Origin of the sequence: Metabacillus bambusae (assembly GCF_017497975.1) — a bacterium.
GTDB lineage: Bacteria > Bacillota > Bacilli > Bacillales > Bacillaceae > Metabacillus > Metabacillus bambusae.
On the sequence record NZ_JAGDEL010000002.1, the window covers coordinates 436,780 to 454,255 of the forward strand.

Genomic DNA, 17,476 nt, shown 5'->3' on the forward strand with positions numbered 1-17,476 from the left:
TCGACAAAAAAGGCAGCCCCCTAAACAAGAGTTTGCTACCTTACTGATTGTTCACCTTCATCATTATTTAGTTTCATAAAAAGCCTTAATCACCTTTTCTGCTGGCTTTCCATAAATAGCATAATCATCATTGCTTGTTGCGTTTTCTTCCATATGAAGTAGAGCTTTCCAGTCCCACAGACCAAAACCGCGTACCCAGTCTCTATCCTTTGTTTTTTCGAACATTACTTTATAATAATCCTCTTGCGCTTTCATGTCCGTCTCACCTTCGAGACCCCAGTCATTCGGAACATACGGTGAATTCGAACGACTTGGACAACCAGCTTCCGCAAAGAAAAACGGTTTGTTAAATGGTTTAATAATCTTTTCGATACGATCTAACTGATTATCCCAATCATTTATCGGATAATAACCACTTGAAGAGATCACATCTAATGCATCCCACCACTTGACATTTCCTTCTTGGTATTTATCAGTATTGTACGTAATAGCCCCTTTATAAATTGTACGCACTTCTTCTACTAAAGCACGCCACTCTTTGTCTCTTCGTTCTGTTTGTACCATTTCACAACCAACAATGAGCATGTCACAATTCGTTTTCTGAGCAATTGCAGCATAATGCATTTGATATTCCGTATAACTCTTAAACCAGTCTCTCCACTTAGGTTCACAAGGAACATCTAGGTCAAAGAAGTTAATATGAGCTCTCCACGTACCATCCTTACAATTCACTGTAGGTTTTAAGATCACCTTTAACCCAAGTGACTGAGCATATTCAATCATGTCTACTAATTCTTCATCTGAAACCATATGGTCCCCAGTATAATCCACTACTATGGTATGGGCACCATCCTGTAAAGCTGCTAAAGAAATGATTGCATAATTTGTATTTGTTCTTTCTTTTAAGAGCCTCATAGACTCCTTCGCTTCAGGCTTCTTAAAATCTCCTTTTCTACTCATCCAACCATACGTAAAACCCTTGATGAATTCCAAAAAACGGCTCCCCCTTACAAAATAAGAGGCTGACATCAAAACTGAAAATCAGTCCCTTACGTTTTTTACATTATTAAAATATTAGAAATTAAGCGTACAATTATTTTGAAAAGGCTGTTTTCGCAAACTTTGTTGCTATTTACCTAGTAATGCGGTGTGGTTGATCGCAGCGAGAGTTGCTCGCTCCAATCAACCTGAATTAGTTTTTGTTTCAAAAGCAACAATCTTTTAGAAAAGAGCCTAAAAAAAGACAATCCAACACTATCCCAGACAGGATCGTTTGATGAATAATTACTTAACTGAACCTGCCATTCCGTTGTATATATGTTTCTGTAGTGAGATGAACGCAATCAATGTCGGAATAATCGCGATCATAATTCCAGCACAGATAACCTCCCACTGTGATCCATAAGGTCCTTTAAACGTAAACAACGCGGTTGAAATAACATGAAGCTCCTTTTTCGGCATATATAGAAACGGTGTATAAAAATCGTTATATACATTTACACCTTTAACGATGATAACCGTAACAATAGCTGGCTTAAGTAAAGGTAAAATAATTTTTCTAAAAATCGTTACATATGATGCACCATCAAGCATTGCTGATTCATCTAATGAAACTGAAATCGAATCCATAAACTGCAAGAAAATATATACTGCAATGATATCTGTACTCATGTACAAAATAATTGCTGCTCCTCTTGTATTAAACAACCCAAGCCCCTCAATAATTTGGAAGGTTGCAACTTGTGTTGTAACAGCTGGAATGAGTGTAGCAAGCAAAAATGCACCCATTAATAGATTGCTACCTCTGAATTTAAAACGATTTAATACGAATGCGATCATTGAACCCGTTAACGTCGCACCTACAATAGAAACAAGTAAAATAATCGTTGTATTCATAAATCCAACCATCATATTTCCTTCAACAAATGCCCTTGTGTAATTTTCGAAGTTTGTCCAATTCTCAGGTGGTGTTAATGGTCCTGAACTCTTATATTCACTACTTGTTTTAAAAGAGGCAAAGAATACGACCGCAATTGGAATTAAAGCTGCGAATAATCCTAGAAGCAGTGATACATATTTAACTACGCTACCTAACGTATACTTTAATTTATACACTTCTAGTCCTCCTTAAAGAATTTTTTCTGTATAAGCGTTACTACGATAACAATAATCATAAGCACGACAGCCATCGCAGAACCAAGACCGACCTTACCATACTTGAACGCAATATCTACTGTCTGGATAACAAACGTTTTACTTCCGTTAGCACCAGCTGTCATAATGTAAGGAATTTCAAATGCAGAAAGCGCTCCACTTATCGCTAAAATTAAGTTAAGCTGAATGATTCTGCGAATACTCGGTAAAATAATATATCTAAACTGGTGCCATTTATTCGCACCATCAATTTCCGCTGCTTCATATACATCTTTAGGAATCGATGAAATCGCCCCTAAAAAGATGATAAAGTTAAAACCCATGTATCTCCATATAGATGTTCCTGCTAAAGAAATATTAATAATATCAGGGTTTCCTAACCAAAGTTGAATAAGCTCCCCTAACCCTAAAGCATTTAAAACTGTATCCAATGTTCCTTCAGGTCTAAAGAAAAACAAAAACATAAAACCGATCGCAACACCATTTAATAAGTAAGGGAAAAACAAAACACCTTTAAAGAAATTTTTAAAACGAACGTTAAAACTTAAAATTGTCGCGAAATATAACGCTAATCCCATTTGCACAAACGTTGCAAAGAAATAATACAAACTTACTTTAAAAACAACAAAGTATTCTGGATCTGTAAAAATTGTCAGGTAATTTTCAAATCCGACAAACTCCTTATCACTAAATCCATTCCAATCTGTGAAACTGTAATAGAACATATTCGCTACCGGTATATAAGCAAAAGTAATTAACAATGCTACCGGAACAATTGAGAAAAGAATAATAATGACTCTTCTTTGCGCGTCATACGATAGGTTTGAGAATTTGAACACAGACTACACCTCCCGGCAGTAATAAAAAACGAAATGCGCATAAGCTTAGCCTCAGGCAAATAAGTCGCTCAGGAATTGAAGGTGTTAAAGTACCTTCAATTCCTGAGTGGCTTATATCCTTATAGGACTAGGCGCTAAGAGTAAATAATAAACACTCTATTAAAGCGCTATACTTTAAAAAAGCGCAAGCGCCCGTTTAGCGACGTAGAAAAAAGAGCACTCCGTATGAGATAAAGGAAACACGAAGAGCGATAGCGTTTCGATGTTGACTTATCGTATAAGGAGTGTGAAGTTCACTAGGCGCTGGGCGCTGGAGCTAGACACTAAAAACTAATTACAAAAACGTTGCACTTTCTCTATCAAAAGTGGTTACAGGGTGTCCTTAATTACTCACCTTTGATTTTTTCTGCTGCTTCATTCCAATCAGCATTTAATTCTTTATTTATATCTTCATAAGTCTCATCTCTGTTTCCGATAGCCGCTTCAATAATACGCTTCTTATTATCCTCTAACCAGAAACCAACTTCAGATTCTTTATCAATTTGGTCAAGCAGACCTTCTTGTCCTTCTTTAGCCGGTTCAAGTAAAGAGAATACAACACCTTGTTCTTCATATGCTTTTAACTCTTCTGGAAGTGGAACACTCTTAGCTGCACTAATTCCGCCAGCTTGCTCAACAGCATATCCAGAGTCATGAATGAACCAGTCAACCCACGCTAATGCAGCATCTTTATGCTCAGTATGCTTATTAACACCGATTTGCAAGTCTGCTCCTAATGGGAAAATTACTTCTTCCGCATTCGTTGGGAATGGCATATAACCAATATCGTCTGGGTTTTCAGAAACACCTTTAATTTGGTCTATCGCCCAAGAACCTAATACCATCGTAGCGATTTCACCTTTACCCATCATCTCTTTTGATAATTCCCAATCAGTTGTTAATGGATCTTTTTCAATCAAACCTTGTTTAGCAATATCATACATAATTTTATAAAGCTCATATTGAGGTTTTCCTGGTACTAATGGATCCTTTTCGTTCACTAGTGTTTGGTTATAGTATGCAGCATCACCAGCAACAGTTGTTATAGCACCTTGCCACTGTGTTAACGGCCATCCAGCTGCATAGTTCGTGTACATTGGAATTGCATCAGTATTATCTTTAACTTTGTTTAAAGCCTGCATAAACTCATCTATTGTTCTAGGAGTTTTATCGATTCCAGCTTCTGCAAATATCTTTTTGTTATAAACGACACCAGTGTAAGTAACTGCAATTGGAATACCATACACTGTACCATCTACCGCTCTTTCTTCAACACCCATATAATCCTTTTCCATTTCATCAAGTTTACCAAGTGGCTCGAAGAAATTCGGAATATCTTCAATTGGAACTTGTGGGGCCATTAAAAGCACATCACCATAATCTTCAGTGTTCATACGCGGTGTAATTTGTCCGCCGTAATCTGTTAATGCCTCGAAATTCACTTCAACATTTGGATAGATCTTTTGGAATTCTTTCTCATACTCTGGGAATACCGTATCAACAATATCCGTTCTTTGAGTAATGAAAGTAATTTCCCCTTCAATTTCCTTAGGATCTTTATCCTTCCAACTTACATCTGCTTCAGTTGAGCCTCCATTTCCAGCCCCATCTTCTTCCTTTGTAGAAGATGAACAACCAGTAAGAGCTGCAAGTACAACAAGTAACATAGCCATAAACAAGCTTAGTAATCTAGTTTTCTTCATTCTATTAACCCCTCTCATTAATCATTTTTTAAAGTTACCGTATAGGTTACAAATTAATTGTATGATGGTAACGCTTTCTTGTCAATGAATTTTCCTTTATTTTTTTCATCATTCTACATTTTTTTTAATCTTTTACTCTAAACCACCAGAAAACCCTATAAATATCACTATTTTTTCGACATTCACTAAATTATTTAAAACTGCAAAACAATAAAATTCAACTAGTCGACATCAAATATAAAACTTATCCCTTCCACTTTCTTCTCCGTTTCATCGTTACACTCTGTCTAAAACTTCAACACTATAAGGTTACCGTTAAGTTAATTAGTATTCATTTGCTTAATTGCAGATGAACCTTCTTCAGTTTATCCCTTTAATTTATAGCAAACAATATTTAAGCTACATATATTTTGTCCACGGGAGGATTCACTATGCAATTTTGAACAATCATAAATAGGGTTACTCACAAAGAGAGACATGTATGCCCTGGTGAGTAACCCTATTATCAATAAACAACCTAATTATTCTATTTCCAAAACCTTAACCAGAGAAAAAATAACGCCTAGCCCATATAAAAAGGGGCCGAATACAACAAAAAATGCAAGATTATAACCCGCAGCAATAAACAGTAAAATAATAATCACTAAAATTGAGACCGAATTTATTGGATTTTTGATAATGGCTAAGAAGGCATGTATATTGCCATCCTTTACATTCATGTTTTTAAAAGCAAGAAATGCCGTACTATAAGTTAACATCAATAATACCATTACCAAGAAATAGATTAATAAAATGGATAGGACAAGTGAAAATGCATTTGTTTGCTTATTTACAAAGAAAAGACATGTATAAAGAATGATCATGCTAAAAGTATAAATAAAAGATGTCACCTTATACATTTGAAATGATTCATAATAATGTTTAAAAAGAAGCTTTACATTTTTATTTTTCTCCTCATCCTCACCCTTATTTATGTCACGTAACACTAAAAATAATGTACAAAAGGTTGGGACGATACTATAAACAACTACACCCTTTAATAGCGATAACCAAAAGTATAAACTTACTTGAAAATATTTATACATATATTGAAAAAACAAAACGATTTTGCTATTCATTTTTCTCCACTACCTTTAAAAAGTAATTAACCTTTTCAGCAAAAGCTTCTTATCATTACAATCTTCTAAACAATTAGTAATAGTATACTAAAAAAATAACAACAAGGCATAAAGTTACCTTGTTGTTATTTTTCTAACAGACTTTCGATAGACTATTTTTCCTTTTACTAATACACGTCCAAAGGTTTTTTTTGGATCTTTTATTTTTTCTAAAGTAAAGCTCACTGCGTTATTAGCCATTTCTTCTATGTCAACTTCAACTGTCGTTAGTCCAGGTTCTGTTATTGTTGCATATATATCATTATCAAAGCTTACGACCGAACAATCTTCTGGCACCTTATATCCTAATTTTGTTAGCTTGTGAACTAAATTATGTGCAACTTGATCACAGTTACACACAAATGCAGTTGGAAGCCTTTCAGGAATTGAAATATCGATATAAGTACCATGTTCATCGCGATCATTTAGTATATAGTCTTGCTTTAACTCAACTTTATGTTCAAGTAATGATTTATAGTAGCCTAAGAAACGGTCTTGAATACTACTAGTTGAATACAAATTCCCAACATAAGCAATCTCACGATGGCCATTGTGAAGAAGATAGTTCGTAATTTCATAGGCCCCATAGAAGTTATCTGTAATAACTGAATCAATCTCTGCATGCTCATCATAAAAATCAAGGAAAACCTTTGGAAGCTCGATACCTTGGATTTTTTCAATATATTCTTTACTTATTTGCCCAAGTATAATGAAGCCATCTACTTTTTGCTCATAATAAATTCTTGGAAGGTTTTGCTTTTTTTCATCTTCACTATTTAAAATATGGAGAATCCCATAGTAACCGTGGTTCTCTAATACCCTTGATATACTCTGGTATACATTTAAATAAAAGGATGATTGTTCCATACCTGCAAAACGCTCAGGAACGATAACACCAATATTATAAGATAAACCTTCTTTCATAGACTTAGCCATCGCATTATAACGATAGCCCATTTCTTCAGCGAGGTGTTTAATTTTAAGTTTAAGCTCCTCACTCACTCCATCTTTATCGTTAAGTGCCTTTGAAACAGTAACACTACTTACGCCTAATTGATCGGCTATATCCCTCATCGTCACATTGTTTTTCATTTTTCATTTCCTCCGAGCAAACCGCTTATCTCATAAAGCTAGTCTAGATATAAGGCTGTATTCGCAAACATTGTTGCAATTTACCAAGTAATGCGGTGTGGTTGATTACAGAGAGAGGATGCTCGCTTTCCGCGAGGCGGGCGATGAGCCTCCTCGCCGTACATATATAAAGGATTCTATCTTTTTAACTTAACTTTTTTTATATGATAGAATCCTTTTTCAATAACGATTACTTATTAATCTCTTTAAGTAGTTCTATATTCCTCTCAATCAAATCTTTACGCTGTGCAGCACATTCTAATGAGCGGTAAGGATCTTCAGGAGTATTAAATGTGTAATCAACAAGCTTTTCTATTGTTGTCGTTGCCACGTGAATACGAGTGTCACTTGATGCATAATAGATAAACACTTCATTATTTTCATTTACTACAGCACCGTTACAGAAGACAACATTGGATACATCACCTATTCGCTCTTCATCATAGGGTGCAATAAAATGTCCACCAGGTGTTGCAATTACTTGTGATGGATCCTCTAAACTAGTTGCAAGTGTGTAAAGGACATAACGTAAACCCGCTGCAGTGTTTCTCACACCATGAGCAATATGAATCCAGCCTTTATCCGTTTTAATTGGTGCTGGTCCTTGCCCATTTTTGACCTCGTAAATAGTATGGTAGCGCTTCTCATGCATAACCTGTTCTTCTTTTACAATCGGATTTAAAATATCATCACATAAGGCAAATGCTATTCCACCACCAGAACCTGTTGAAATAAATCCATCCTGTGGACGAGTGTAAAATGCATATTTACCATCAACAAATTCAGGGTGTAGAACCACATTACGTTGTTGTGGTGATGGGGTATCAATATTAGGAAGACGATCCCATTTTTTAAGATCCTTTGTACGCACTAACCCTGCTTGGGCAACAGCACTAGATGTATCAAACTCAGAAGCATCTAGGTCCTTGCTTTCAGAGCAATAGATCCCGTAAATCCAGCCATCTTCATGCTGAACTAAACGCATATCATAAATATTCGTTTCTTTCTCATCAATATCTTCCCATGTTAATGGCGTATCGATGAATCGAAAGTTATCAATGCCATTGCCACTCTCAGCTAGCGCAAAAATCGATTTACGATCTAAGCCTTCAGTACGAACAACAAGATAGTACTTATTATTTAAATAAATTGCACCTGGGTTAAACGCTGCATTTATCCCTAATCTCTCCATAAAGTGAGGATTTGTTTCTTTATTTAAATCAAAGCGCCAATGTAATGGAACATGATGACGAGTTACGACTGGGTTTTCATAACGATCATATATTCCATTATAAAAGTCTGCCTTTCTCTCATTTTTTTGGCTTAATAGTTCATTTTGTTTTTCAACTAGTTCAAAATACTTTTCATGTATCATATGTTTTCAATCCTCTCCATCATTTCTAAACAAAATCTTGAATTATGATAGGGTGTTTTCCATGGTTCTCCAACTGCTCTTTCCGTCGGCTTGCCATCTGGTTCAACAGACCAATACCATTCTCCACCGTCACGATGATCGACAATATTATTTTTCGTGTACTCCCATAATCCATTTACTAATGTTAAAAATTTCTCATCATTCGTTCTTTCATACGCATTTTGGAAGCCAACCATTGCTTCTGCTTGGACCCACCAAATGCGTGTAAGGTCAACATCATCATTATGCTGTTCATTTGCAAGAGAACCATCCTCAAGAATTGCAGCACCTGCAATGTTATATGCAATATCAATAACCATTTGAACAAAGCGTTCATCTTCAAGACCTAACACCTTAAGTGCATCATCAATTAACCAGCTTGCTTCAATGTCATGTCCAAATGATTTTAAATGGAGCAATGAGTTCCAGTTTTTATCAAAAAATACGTTTAAGAATTTTGTATCCTTGTCATAAATCTTTTCATAGAAAATCTCGATTAAATTTGTTAAACGATCCTTAACTACAACTTCTGCAGATGCCTTATAAAGATTTGTATAAGCTTCTAAAACATGAAGATGTGTGTTAGTCGTAATTTCTGCTACAACACCATTTTCACTCAACTTTTCATTTGGAAGCTCGTTCCATTCCCGATCAAATTCTTCTTTATAAGCATTGTTTTCCTTATCAAAGCCTACTGTTTCGATTAGTTTAAAAATTTTATTTGCGTATCGTAGTGCATCTTCACTTTTTGTTACACGGTAATATTCACTTAATGCATAAACACCAAATGATTGAGTATAAACATGTTTTTGGTCTTCAACAGGATTCCCTTTATAATCGACTTGCCAAAATAAACCATGGTGTTCATGATCATATACTTTCTCAACTAAGAATGAGTAAGCATGGTGTGCGCACTCTAAATATTCAGGTCTTTTTGTCAATCGGTAGGCTGCTGAGAACGACCATAAAAACCGTGAAGCAGCAATACCACCTTTATCAGCTTCTTTATTAACAGTCAGATCATAATTCACCTTGCCAAAGAAACCACCATTTTGTTCATCCTTGAGATTTATCCAAAACGGTAAAATATGATTCAGTAAATGATTTTCTATTTCATTTTTTAGTTTATTCAAAACAAAAAAACCCCCTAACTTTAGTTTACCGATAACTTAATTATTATGTTACTTTGTAACTTGATATTTGTCAATTAGATATAAAGCGTTTTCAATATTAAATACTTCATGACCACAGTAGCTAATAGGTAGTCTTTTAAACTATATTTTTTTAAATAAGAAGGCTCTGTTAAACTCGGTTGTTGATTTTCGCTGCAATCAACAGTGGGATTTAACAGAGCCAATAAAAAAAGAATTAACCCATTCTAACAATTTGAAGGTTAATTCTTTCTTTATAAACTTATTATTTTATGTTCCTATTTGTTTTTTACTTAATTTTGTATTTTATAATAGCATGAGCTTACCTCAAACCACTGTGAAATATTCGCTCGCCTTTGTTTCCCCATTCACCACAATGGAGATCTTATGTTTTCCTGGATAATGTTTTCGTGTTGTTAAATCTTTAAATGAATGTTTCTTAGTATAAACCCTTTTTTCATCAGGGTTAATCACATTCTCAGCGATTTTAAATAACTTCGTTGAATGTTTTCCATTAGCCTTTACGAAATCAAGTGCGTATTCCACTCTGATCTTAGTAAGCTTTTCATCTGATGAAATAAGCTGAAATGAGAAAGATAACGCATCACCAATCGTTAGTTTATCTGTCACAGTTAACTCTTCTACAATTAGATTAGGGTTAATACCAAAACCAAACAATTCTAGGGCTTGTTGATCTCCCTTTTTCATTAAGGTTCTTATTCCTCTTTTGATTATCCAGTTCGTATCATTGTTGTCGCCATACCATTTTTTAGCGATTGCGAGTACAATCTCTGGGTGGTCCTTTGAAATGTCATTTAAATTGTTTGCTACACTTTTTCGAACATATAAAGATGGATCCTCTTTTAAATTCTCTAAGATTGGAAAAATTGGAGTTGGATCTTTTTTGAGGCTTGTTAGTGCAATTCCCCATGGTAACCGAGGTCTAGAGCCTTCACTTGCTAATCTTCTTACATGCTCATTCGGATGTTTGCTCCATTTTAAAAATTGCTCTATCATAAGTGATTGGTTTTTCATAACAAAAGGTCTTACTGCAAATTCAGAGGTCGAAAATTGCGTAAAGTATTCAAGAGCATCAATCGATTCATTCCAAAACTCAAGTCCATATACCTCTACATAATCTGGAAAGACAATGCCAGTTAATCCCCCTCTACAACGTGGAGCGACCTTTTTTAATAGCTCAAGTACTTCTACAAATTCCATAGCTAATGTTTTATGAAGACAATTCGTGATATGTCTTACTCGTTGCTTTAATGCTAATTCATTCCACATATCATCATAAATTAGTGATTGAAATAAGCGAGAATCAAAATTTCGATATTCTGATTTAATTGAGGTTGAAAGTTCATTAATATAGTCTTGATCAAATAAATTTCTTAATTCTTCTGCCATTTACCTTCTCCTCTGTCATTTATAGACTTTTAAATTTACCTTATAGTAAAAAACCTAAAGTAATGACTAACAATTAAAACGCAAGTAGCCCACTATCATAGTAGGCTACTTATCATTATTATCAAAACGATCAATCTTTTCAACTACCTTCAACTCACCTGATTCATCATTTTCTACTAAATGTCTTAGCATTGAAATTTTGTTATCCCAAAATTGTTCATAGAAGGAAAGCCAGTGCTTCAATTCAAGCAAAGTATCTGGCTGCAGCTTGTACCTTATTTCTCTTCCTACTTTTTCTACACTTAAGAGATTTGCTTCAGATAGAATTCGTAAATGCTTGGATACAGCCGTACGACTCATCGGGAAGTGCTTGCTTATTACTGTCACAGGTAATTCCTGATTCGCGAGTAGCTTTAGCATTTTGCGGCGTGAAGGATCAGCAATCGCTTGAAAAACATCATATTTTTGAACGGCTGTCATTATTCCTCAACTACTTTGCGAAGACGATCATTAACAATTCCTTCCCAACCATTGTTCATTCTATCTCTTATGACAGTATGTGTCTCACCAGCTGGTCCGACCACTTCGTTTGGTGCCCCCCAGCCAGAATGGATAAGCGTAAATTCCGTTTTGCCATCTAATTCCTTTAACTCAAACGAAACCTGCCAGCCAAATACTCCCCACGTGAATGCAAGTCCATTTGGCGGATTCACTTCTAACACTTTACACGGTGATTTCTCATATGGTGAATGAAGTGTGAACTCATGCCCTTCCTTTGGCTCAAAATCATTCGGCATAAACCATTCAGCAATTCCCTCTGAAGTTGAAACTGCTTGCCATACCTTTTCAATTGATGCATTAAATACAGTCGTTTTTCGAATCTCTGGTACTTTTTCTTGATTATTTGTCATGTTATTACCTCCATATCATTTATGTAACCAAATGGTTTCCTATGGATAATAATACGAAACCATTTGGTTACATGTCAATAAGAAATTTTAAATAGTTGCATTATAGAATGATTACAATTGCTTTTCTAACCACTGAATAATATGATTTATTACTTCATTTCGATTTGTTTCATTCAGCATTTCATGACGTCCATCTTTATAAAACATATAATCTATATTTTTAATACCATGTTTTTTGTATTGTTGGATAACACCGATAACACCTTTTGTTTGATTACCGACTGGGTCATGCTCCCCACTGAAAAAGAAGAAGGGTAAATCCGTTTCAATTTTTTTGACTTCATCTTTTCGATGAATAGTTTCTAATCCTGAAAGTAAGTCATAATAAAAGCCAGTCGTAGCAATAAACCCACAATAAGGATCTTCTATATATTTTTGTACCTCGTTTCGATCTCTTGTCAGCCAATCATAATCAGTTTCAATAGTAGAGAACTTCTTATTATACCCGCCAAAGGTTAGCTTGTTCATGAATGGACTCTCAGTTTGCTTACCCAATTTTTTAACTTGAGATTTTGCTAGTCTTTTGCCGATCTTTCCCATAAATCCTGGATCTCCACCTGTACCGGAGATGATCACTCCATTAACTCGTTTTTGAAAGCGCTGTACAAAACGTCGAACTAAAAATGATCCCATACTATGCCCCATTATAAAAACAGGTATATCTGGATACTCATTGTGAATGAAATCGTTTATTTCCCCTAGGTCCTCTACAGCACGTTCAAATCCATTATCATCAGCAAAAAAACCTAAAGTTCCGGTTTTTTCTCCTGTTTTTCCATGTCCGCGGTGATCATTTCCATAAACAAAAAAACCTGCTGAAACAAGTGAAATGGCAAATTCATGATAACGATTAATATGCTCTGCCATTCCATGTGATAATTGTAAGATCGCTCTTGGCTTAACATTTTCGTCATACCATTTAAACAAATAAACCTCATGGCCATCAGACATTGTTAACCACTTTTTCTGATTCATACTAAGCATCCCCTTTTCACCAGGTTCTTATCAATTAAAGCAGCGTATATTTTTGTATTTGGAAGTTCTCTTTACTTTTAAAAATGGAGCGATAAGGATTAAGTATCAGCTGGTGTCACAGCATCCTGTAATTCTTTTTCTAATTCAGCTTTATACTCTTGGGTCTGTTTATATGTCCAATCTAGTTTTTTAGCCATAAATGTGATTACTTCATCCTTCCATGTGTGGACCCATTCAATATTGAAGAATAATGCACCGGTTCTGCGAATGAAAAAATCGACTGGTTTTATTGCCATCTCTTTTTCTATCGCATACATGAGCTGAGCATATACAATACGTGATAGCTTTAATGTTCTCATATCATATTGTCTTCCATATTTAAAAAGTTCCTCAACATTAGACCCATATGTACGGGCTAAATAGTGACCTTCTTCTTGAGTAAAACCATATTGAACCGCATCTATTTCTTTGTTTGCAATAAATGATTGCAAACCTTTTGAACCACCTACTTTCCCACCTGAAATGCGGTATGATTTCGTCTGAGATTTTTTAAACTTCAGTTTTGGGTTCTCCTTTTTGATGCGCTCAGAAACCAAATTTACTACCGCTTCAGCCATCTTTCGGTAGCCAGTTAATTTCCCGCCAGCAATTGTAATAAGTCCACTTTCCGCTTCCCATATTTCATCTTTACGGGATATGTCTGAAGGATCTTTTCCATCCTCATATATTAATGGGCGAACCCCAGCCCAACTTGATTCAACATCTTTCTCTGTTACATGTACCTTAGGAAACATAAACTGAATTGCATTTAATAGATAGTCTAGATCTGCTCTACTCATTTTTGGATTCTCAACATTCTGATCAAAAAATGTATCGGTTGTCCCTACATATGCCTTCCCGTTACGTGGTACTGCAAAAACCATTCTACCATCTGGCGTATCAAAATAAATGGCCTGCCTAAGCGGAAAGACAGATTGATCAATAACGATGTGCACTCCTTTTGTTAAACGGAGCTGTTTATTATTTCTTGCATAATCGTTTTTCCGAACATCATCAACCCAAGGTCCTGCTGCATTTACAACCTTTGTAGCCATAATCTTATATGTTCCGTTCGTGATCATGTCATTTATTTTACAACCTACTACCTGATTATTTTCATAAATAAACTCGACTGCTTTTGCATAATTTACACAATGTGCACCTTTAGCCAACGCTGCCTTTAATACCTCAATCGTTAACCTCGCATCATCTGTCCGATATTCAACATAATATCCGCCGCCCTTAAGCCCTGCCTTTTTTAGCAATGGCTCTTTCTGTATTGTTTCCTCAGCAGATAACATTGTACGACGTTCAGATTTTTTTACACCTGCTAGAAAATCATAGACACGCAAAGCAACGGATGTTGTAAGCCTTCCGAATGTCCCACCTTTATGCAAAGGAAGCAACATCCACTCAGGGGTTGTAACATGTGGCCCATTTTCATATACAATCTCGCGTTCTTTCCCTACTTCCGCAACCATGGCAACTTGTAATTGCTTTAAATAGCGTAATCCACCATGAACAAGTTTAGTTGAGCGACTTGAAGTACCTGCTGCAAAGTCCTGCATTTCAACTAGGGCTACCTTCATCCCGCGAAGTACAGCATCTAATGCAATACCTGCACCTGTAATCCCTCCACCAATGATTAACAAATCGTATTGTTCATTTTCCATGATTTCAAGCTGTTTTTTTCGTGTGATGCTTGAAAATTGATTAGTCATTTGTCGTCCCTCCCTTACATACTATGTGAAAGTTCCTTTCTACAAAAAAAGAGACCGGAACTATCATTATAACAATCGCTATAATGTAGCATGGTCTCATCAAGTCTCCTACCGGCATATTAATTTAACTAAATTATAACATCCCTTATCATTTCATAAAAGATAAAAGCGTAACACAAAAATGGCTATGTTATGATCGCCACCAATTGTTTATTTAAGGCTCTTTTCTAGGGGATTCTTGCTTTTAAAACGAAAACTATTTAAGGTTGATTGGAGCGGATTGCGAGACTCCTGCGGGAGCAGCGGGACAGGTGAGACTCATTACGCCGAGGAGGCTCACTACCCGTCCCGCGGAAAGCGAGTCTCTCGCTGCAATCAACCACACCACACTACTTAGTAAATAGCAACAAAGTTTGCGAAAACAGCCTTATTTAAAGTACTCCCAAAGCTCTCTTTTTGAAGTTGTTATTGCCTCAGCACCTGCTAACAGCGCGTCCTCAACCTCCTGAGTACTACGAATAAGACCCCCGGCAAAAATCTTAATGTTTGTTCTTTCCTTTACCTCTTTAATCATCCACGGCATAGCACCTGGTAATACTTCAATGTAATCTGGCTTTGTTTTTTCAACTAAGCGATAACTTCTCTCAAGAGCATGTGAATCAATTAAAAACATCCGTTGAATCGCAAGAACTCCTTTTTGCTTCGCTTTAATAATAACAGAGGATTTAGTTGAGATCAGTCCATATGGTTCATACTGCTGGCAGATATATTCTGTTGCATAATCATCATTTTTCAGCCCATGAATGAGATCAACATGGTAAATAATTTTTTTATTATATTGCTTTGCCAGCTTATGTATATTAATTAGTTGTGAAATGTGAGTTTCTAAGAACACACCGATCTCATAATTACTTTGTAAAAACTTTTCAAATTGCTTAATAGTAGAAAAAGCCGGTAATATTTTTTGCATAGTCTTCACCTTTTCATTTAGCTAAATTACTAATCGCACCTTGCTGAATTGGGGAGTATTTTTAATGAGTATGGCTTCCTTTTGATGGATTTGTTATAACAAATTCCTCTCGAGGTACATAAAAATACTGAATCCATACTCCATCTAAAAAACCATCCCGTTTATCAAGAAGAATGTCTATGTCTTTATCGGTTTTTACAATCTCATCGTTTTCTGTTGGTGTATCAAGCTTTAAATCATAGTGAGCATGGTCACCATGTTGCTGAGTAACAAACACTCGTATCATTTTCCCTTCAGCTTCCTCACTATTTAACATGTTTTTTAGGACCTTTGCCGCGTTTCGGTTGATTTTACATTTCATCTCTAGTTTCCTCACTTCTTTTGTAATTTTAAAAAAAAACTGATTAATGCCCTTTAGAGAGAACTTCTTCAGCTATAAGTTGATAAGATTGATTTCTGTCTTCATAATTATGTACGATTGTGAGAATCATGATTTCATCTGTTTGGTATGAATTTTTTAAAGCAATAAGCTGCTGCTTCACTTCATATGGATTACCGATCAGCATCTTCTTTCTCATTTCCTTGATCATGTCTTTTTCATTGCAAGTAAAAGCATACTGTTCGGCTTCTTCTAGAGTTGGTATCCCTAACGTTCTTTCTCCTTTTGCTGTTTGGATTCTCCATAAAAAGCCGCTTAATGCTAATTCTTCTGCTTTTTCTGTTGTTTCTGCACATATGACAGAGACTGCAATCAAAGTCTTTGGCTTTTCCAGCATTTCTTTTGTCTTGAAGTTATCAATGTATGCTTTTACTAGATTTGTCCCTTCATTATCACTCATGAAATGTGCGTATGCATATGCTGTACCCATTTCTGCTGCAAGTAAGGCGCTTTTCTTACTTGTACCAAGAATCCACGGATAAGGTGGCCGATTAGGAAGAGGAGATGCTGTTAATTTGGAAAACATATGATCTGACGGAAACTCATGATACATAAAATCCAGGAGTTCCTTTACAGATTCTGGATATCTCTTAATTTGTTCCAAAAAATTATCTGTTAATGCAATTGATGCTTCTGCAGAACCCCCTGGAGATCGACCAATTCCTATGTCAATTCGGTCTGGAAAAAGTGTTGCGAGCATGTTATGTAGTTCAGCAATTTTATAAGGCTTATAGTTTGGCAGCAATACAGCTCCAGAACCTAGACGAATTGTTTCTGTTTTCGCTCCAATATAACTTAACATAATTTCAGGAGCCGAGCATGCAAGTCCGTCTATATCATGGTGCTCAGCAATCCAATAACGTGTGTATCCATATTTTTCACCAATTTGCGCTAGTTTAATCGAGGCCTCCAATGCCTCCTTAGCAGTTTTTCCAGATGAAATTGGCGATTGATCTAGAATACTTAATTTCATCATACACAACTCTCACTTTCTCCCCTGTGAAATATTGAGTATCATATCACTAGCCATTCAGATTAACAAACAAGTTGCTTTTATGAAAGGCTCTTTTCTAAGAGATTGTTGCTCTTAAAATATAAACTAATTCAAGTTGATTGGAACGGATTGCGAGACTCCTGCGGGAGTAGCGGGACAGGTGAGACTCATGCAGGCGTTTACGCCGAGGAGGCTCACCGCCCGCCCCGCGGAAAGCGAGCATCTCTCGCTGCAATCAACCACGCCGCAAAACTTGGTAAATAACAACAAAGTTTGCGAAAACAGCCTTTATGAAAAAAACGAAAAAACCTTTAATTATAAGAATTTTGTAGGGACAACATAAAAAAGGCTGACTTAATAAGAAAGTGT

Annotated in this window: 17 protein-coding genes; 1 reads left to right on the plus strand and 16 read right to left on the minus strand. The window is 35.8% G+C overall.

Annotated elements, in window-relative coordinates:
• Nucleotides 1–63 precede the first annotated feature (63 nt).
• The 16 genes from I7822_RS04635 to I7822_RS04710 form a co-directional block, all read right to left on the minus strand.
• Complete coding sequence (locus I7822_RS04635; RefSeq protein ID WP_207975583.1) at nucleotides 64–993, minus strand: glycoside hydrolase family 113; 930 nt, start codon at nucleotides 991–993, stop codon at nucleotides 64–66.
• Nucleotides 994–1,284: 291 nt separating this feature from the next.
• Nucleotides 1,285–2,115, minus strand: a complete 831-nt coding sequence (locus I7822_RS04640) for a carbohydrate ABC transporter permease (protein ID WP_207975584.1) — start codon at nucleotides 2,113–2,115, stop codon at nucleotides 1,285–1,287.
• A 2-nt stretch (nucleotides 2,116–2,117) separates the two neighbouring features.
• Complete coding sequence (locus I7822_RS04645) at nucleotides 2,118–2,993, minus strand: carbohydrate ABC transporter permease (RefSeq protein WP_207975585.1); 876 nt, start codon at nucleotides 2,991–2,993, stop codon at nucleotides 2,118–2,120.
• Nucleotides 2,994–3,379: 386 nt separating this feature from the next.
• Nucleotides 3,380–4,735 (minus strand): ABC transporter substrate-binding protein, encoded by a 1,356-nt coding sequence (locus tag I7822_RS04650; RefSeq protein ID WP_207975586.1) that lies wholly within the window; start codon nucleotides 4,733–4,735, stop codon nucleotides 3,380–3,382.
• Between the two features lie 521 nt (nucleotides 4,736–5,256).
• Complete coding sequence (locus tag I7822_RS04655) at nucleotides 5,257–5,853, minus strand: YesL family protein (protein WP_207975587.1); 597 nt, start codon at nucleotides 5,851–5,853, stop codon at nucleotides 5,257–5,259.
• Nucleotides 5,854–5,967: 114 nt separating this feature from the next.
• Complete coding sequence (locus I7822_RS04660; protein ID WP_207975588.1) at nucleotides 5,968–6,984, minus strand: substrate-binding domain-containing protein; 1,017 nt, start codon at nucleotides 6,982–6,984, stop codon at nucleotides 5,968–5,970.
• A 229-nt stretch (nucleotides 6,985–7,213) separates the two neighbouring features.
• A complete protein-coding gene (locus tag I7822_RS04665) occupies nucleotides 7,214–8,398 on the minus strand; it encodes a glycoside hydrolase family 130 protein (RefSeq protein WP_207975589.1) in 1,185 nt (394 codons plus the stop codon).
• Nucleotides 8,395–9,570, minus strand: coding sequence for an AGE family epimerase/isomerase (locus I7822_RS04670; RefSeq protein WP_207975590.1), 1,176 nt, complete (start codon nucleotides 9,568–9,570; stop codon nucleotides 8,395–8,397). The genes I7822_RS04665 and I7822_RS04670 overlap by 4 nt, the downstream gene beginning before the upstream one ends.
• 345 nt (nucleotides 9,571–9,915) lie before the next feature.
• Nucleotides 9,916–10,998, minus strand: a complete 1,083-nt coding sequence (locus I7822_RS04675; protein WP_207975591.1) for a DNA alkylation repair protein — start codon at nucleotides 10,996–10,998, stop codon at nucleotides 9,916–9,918.
• Nucleotides 10,999–11,103: 105 nt separating this feature from the next.
• Nucleotides 11,104–11,478, minus strand: coding sequence for an ArsR/SmtB family transcription factor (locus I7822_RS04680; RefSeq protein ID WP_207975592.1), 375 nt, complete (start codon nucleotides 11,476–11,478; stop codon nucleotides 11,104–11,106).
• A complete protein-coding gene (locus I7822_RS04685) occupies nucleotides 11,478–11,909 on the minus strand; it encodes an SRPBCC family protein (RefSeq protein WP_207975593.1) in 432 nt (143 codons plus the stop codon). The genes I7822_RS04680 and I7822_RS04685 overlap by 1 nt, the downstream gene beginning before the upstream one ends.
• Before the next feature lie 111 nt (nucleotides 11,910–12,020).
• The gene (locus I7822_RS04690) at nucleotides 12,021–12,944 is read right to left on the minus strand and encodes an alpha/beta hydrolase (RefSeq protein ID WP_207975594.1); all 924 of its coding nucleotides are present in this window, start codon (nucleotides 12,942–12,944) and stop codon (nucleotides 12,021–12,023) included.
• Nucleotides 12,945–13,042: 98 nt separating this feature from the next.
• Nucleotides 13,043–14,704, minus strand: a complete 1,662-nt coding sequence (locus I7822_RS04695; protein WP_207975595.1) for a glycerol-3-phosphate dehydrogenase/oxidase — start codon at nucleotides 14,702–14,704, stop codon at nucleotides 13,043–13,045.
• Nucleotides 14,705–15,131: 427 nt separating this feature from the next.
• Nucleotides 15,132–15,683, minus strand: a complete 552-nt coding sequence (locus I7822_RS04700; RefSeq protein ID WP_307847677.1) for a glycerol-3-phosphate responsive antiterminator — start codon at nucleotides 15,681–15,683, stop codon at nucleotides 15,132–15,134.
• 52 nt (nucleotides 15,684–15,735) lie between these two features.
• Nucleotides 15,736–16,035: an iron-sulfur cluster assembly accessory protein gene (locus I7822_RS04705; protein WP_207975597.1), complete on the minus strand. Its 300-nt coding sequence runs from the start codon at nucleotides 16,033–16,035 to the stop codon at nucleotides 15,736–15,738.
• Between the two features lie 43 nt (nucleotides 16,036–16,078).
• Nucleotides 16,079–17,086 carry an LLM class flavin-dependent oxidoreductase gene (locus tag I7822_RS04710; protein ID WP_207975640.1) on the minus strand — a complete coding sequence of 336 codons (1,008 nt, stop codon included), beginning with the start codon at nucleotides 17,084–17,086 and terminating at the stop codon, nucleotides 16,079–16,081.
• Between the two features lie 190 nt (nucleotides 17,087–17,276).
• On the opposite strand from I7822_RS04710, the gene I7822_RS04715 reads away from it, so the two are divergent.
• The gene (locus I7822_RS04715) at nucleotides 17,277–17,450 is read left to right on the plus strand and encodes a hypothetical protein (protein WP_207975598.1); all 174 of its coding nucleotides are present in this window, start codon (nucleotides 17,277–17,279) and stop codon (nucleotides 17,448–17,450) included.
• The last annotated feature ends 26 nt before the right edge of the window (nucleotides 17,451–17,476 follow it).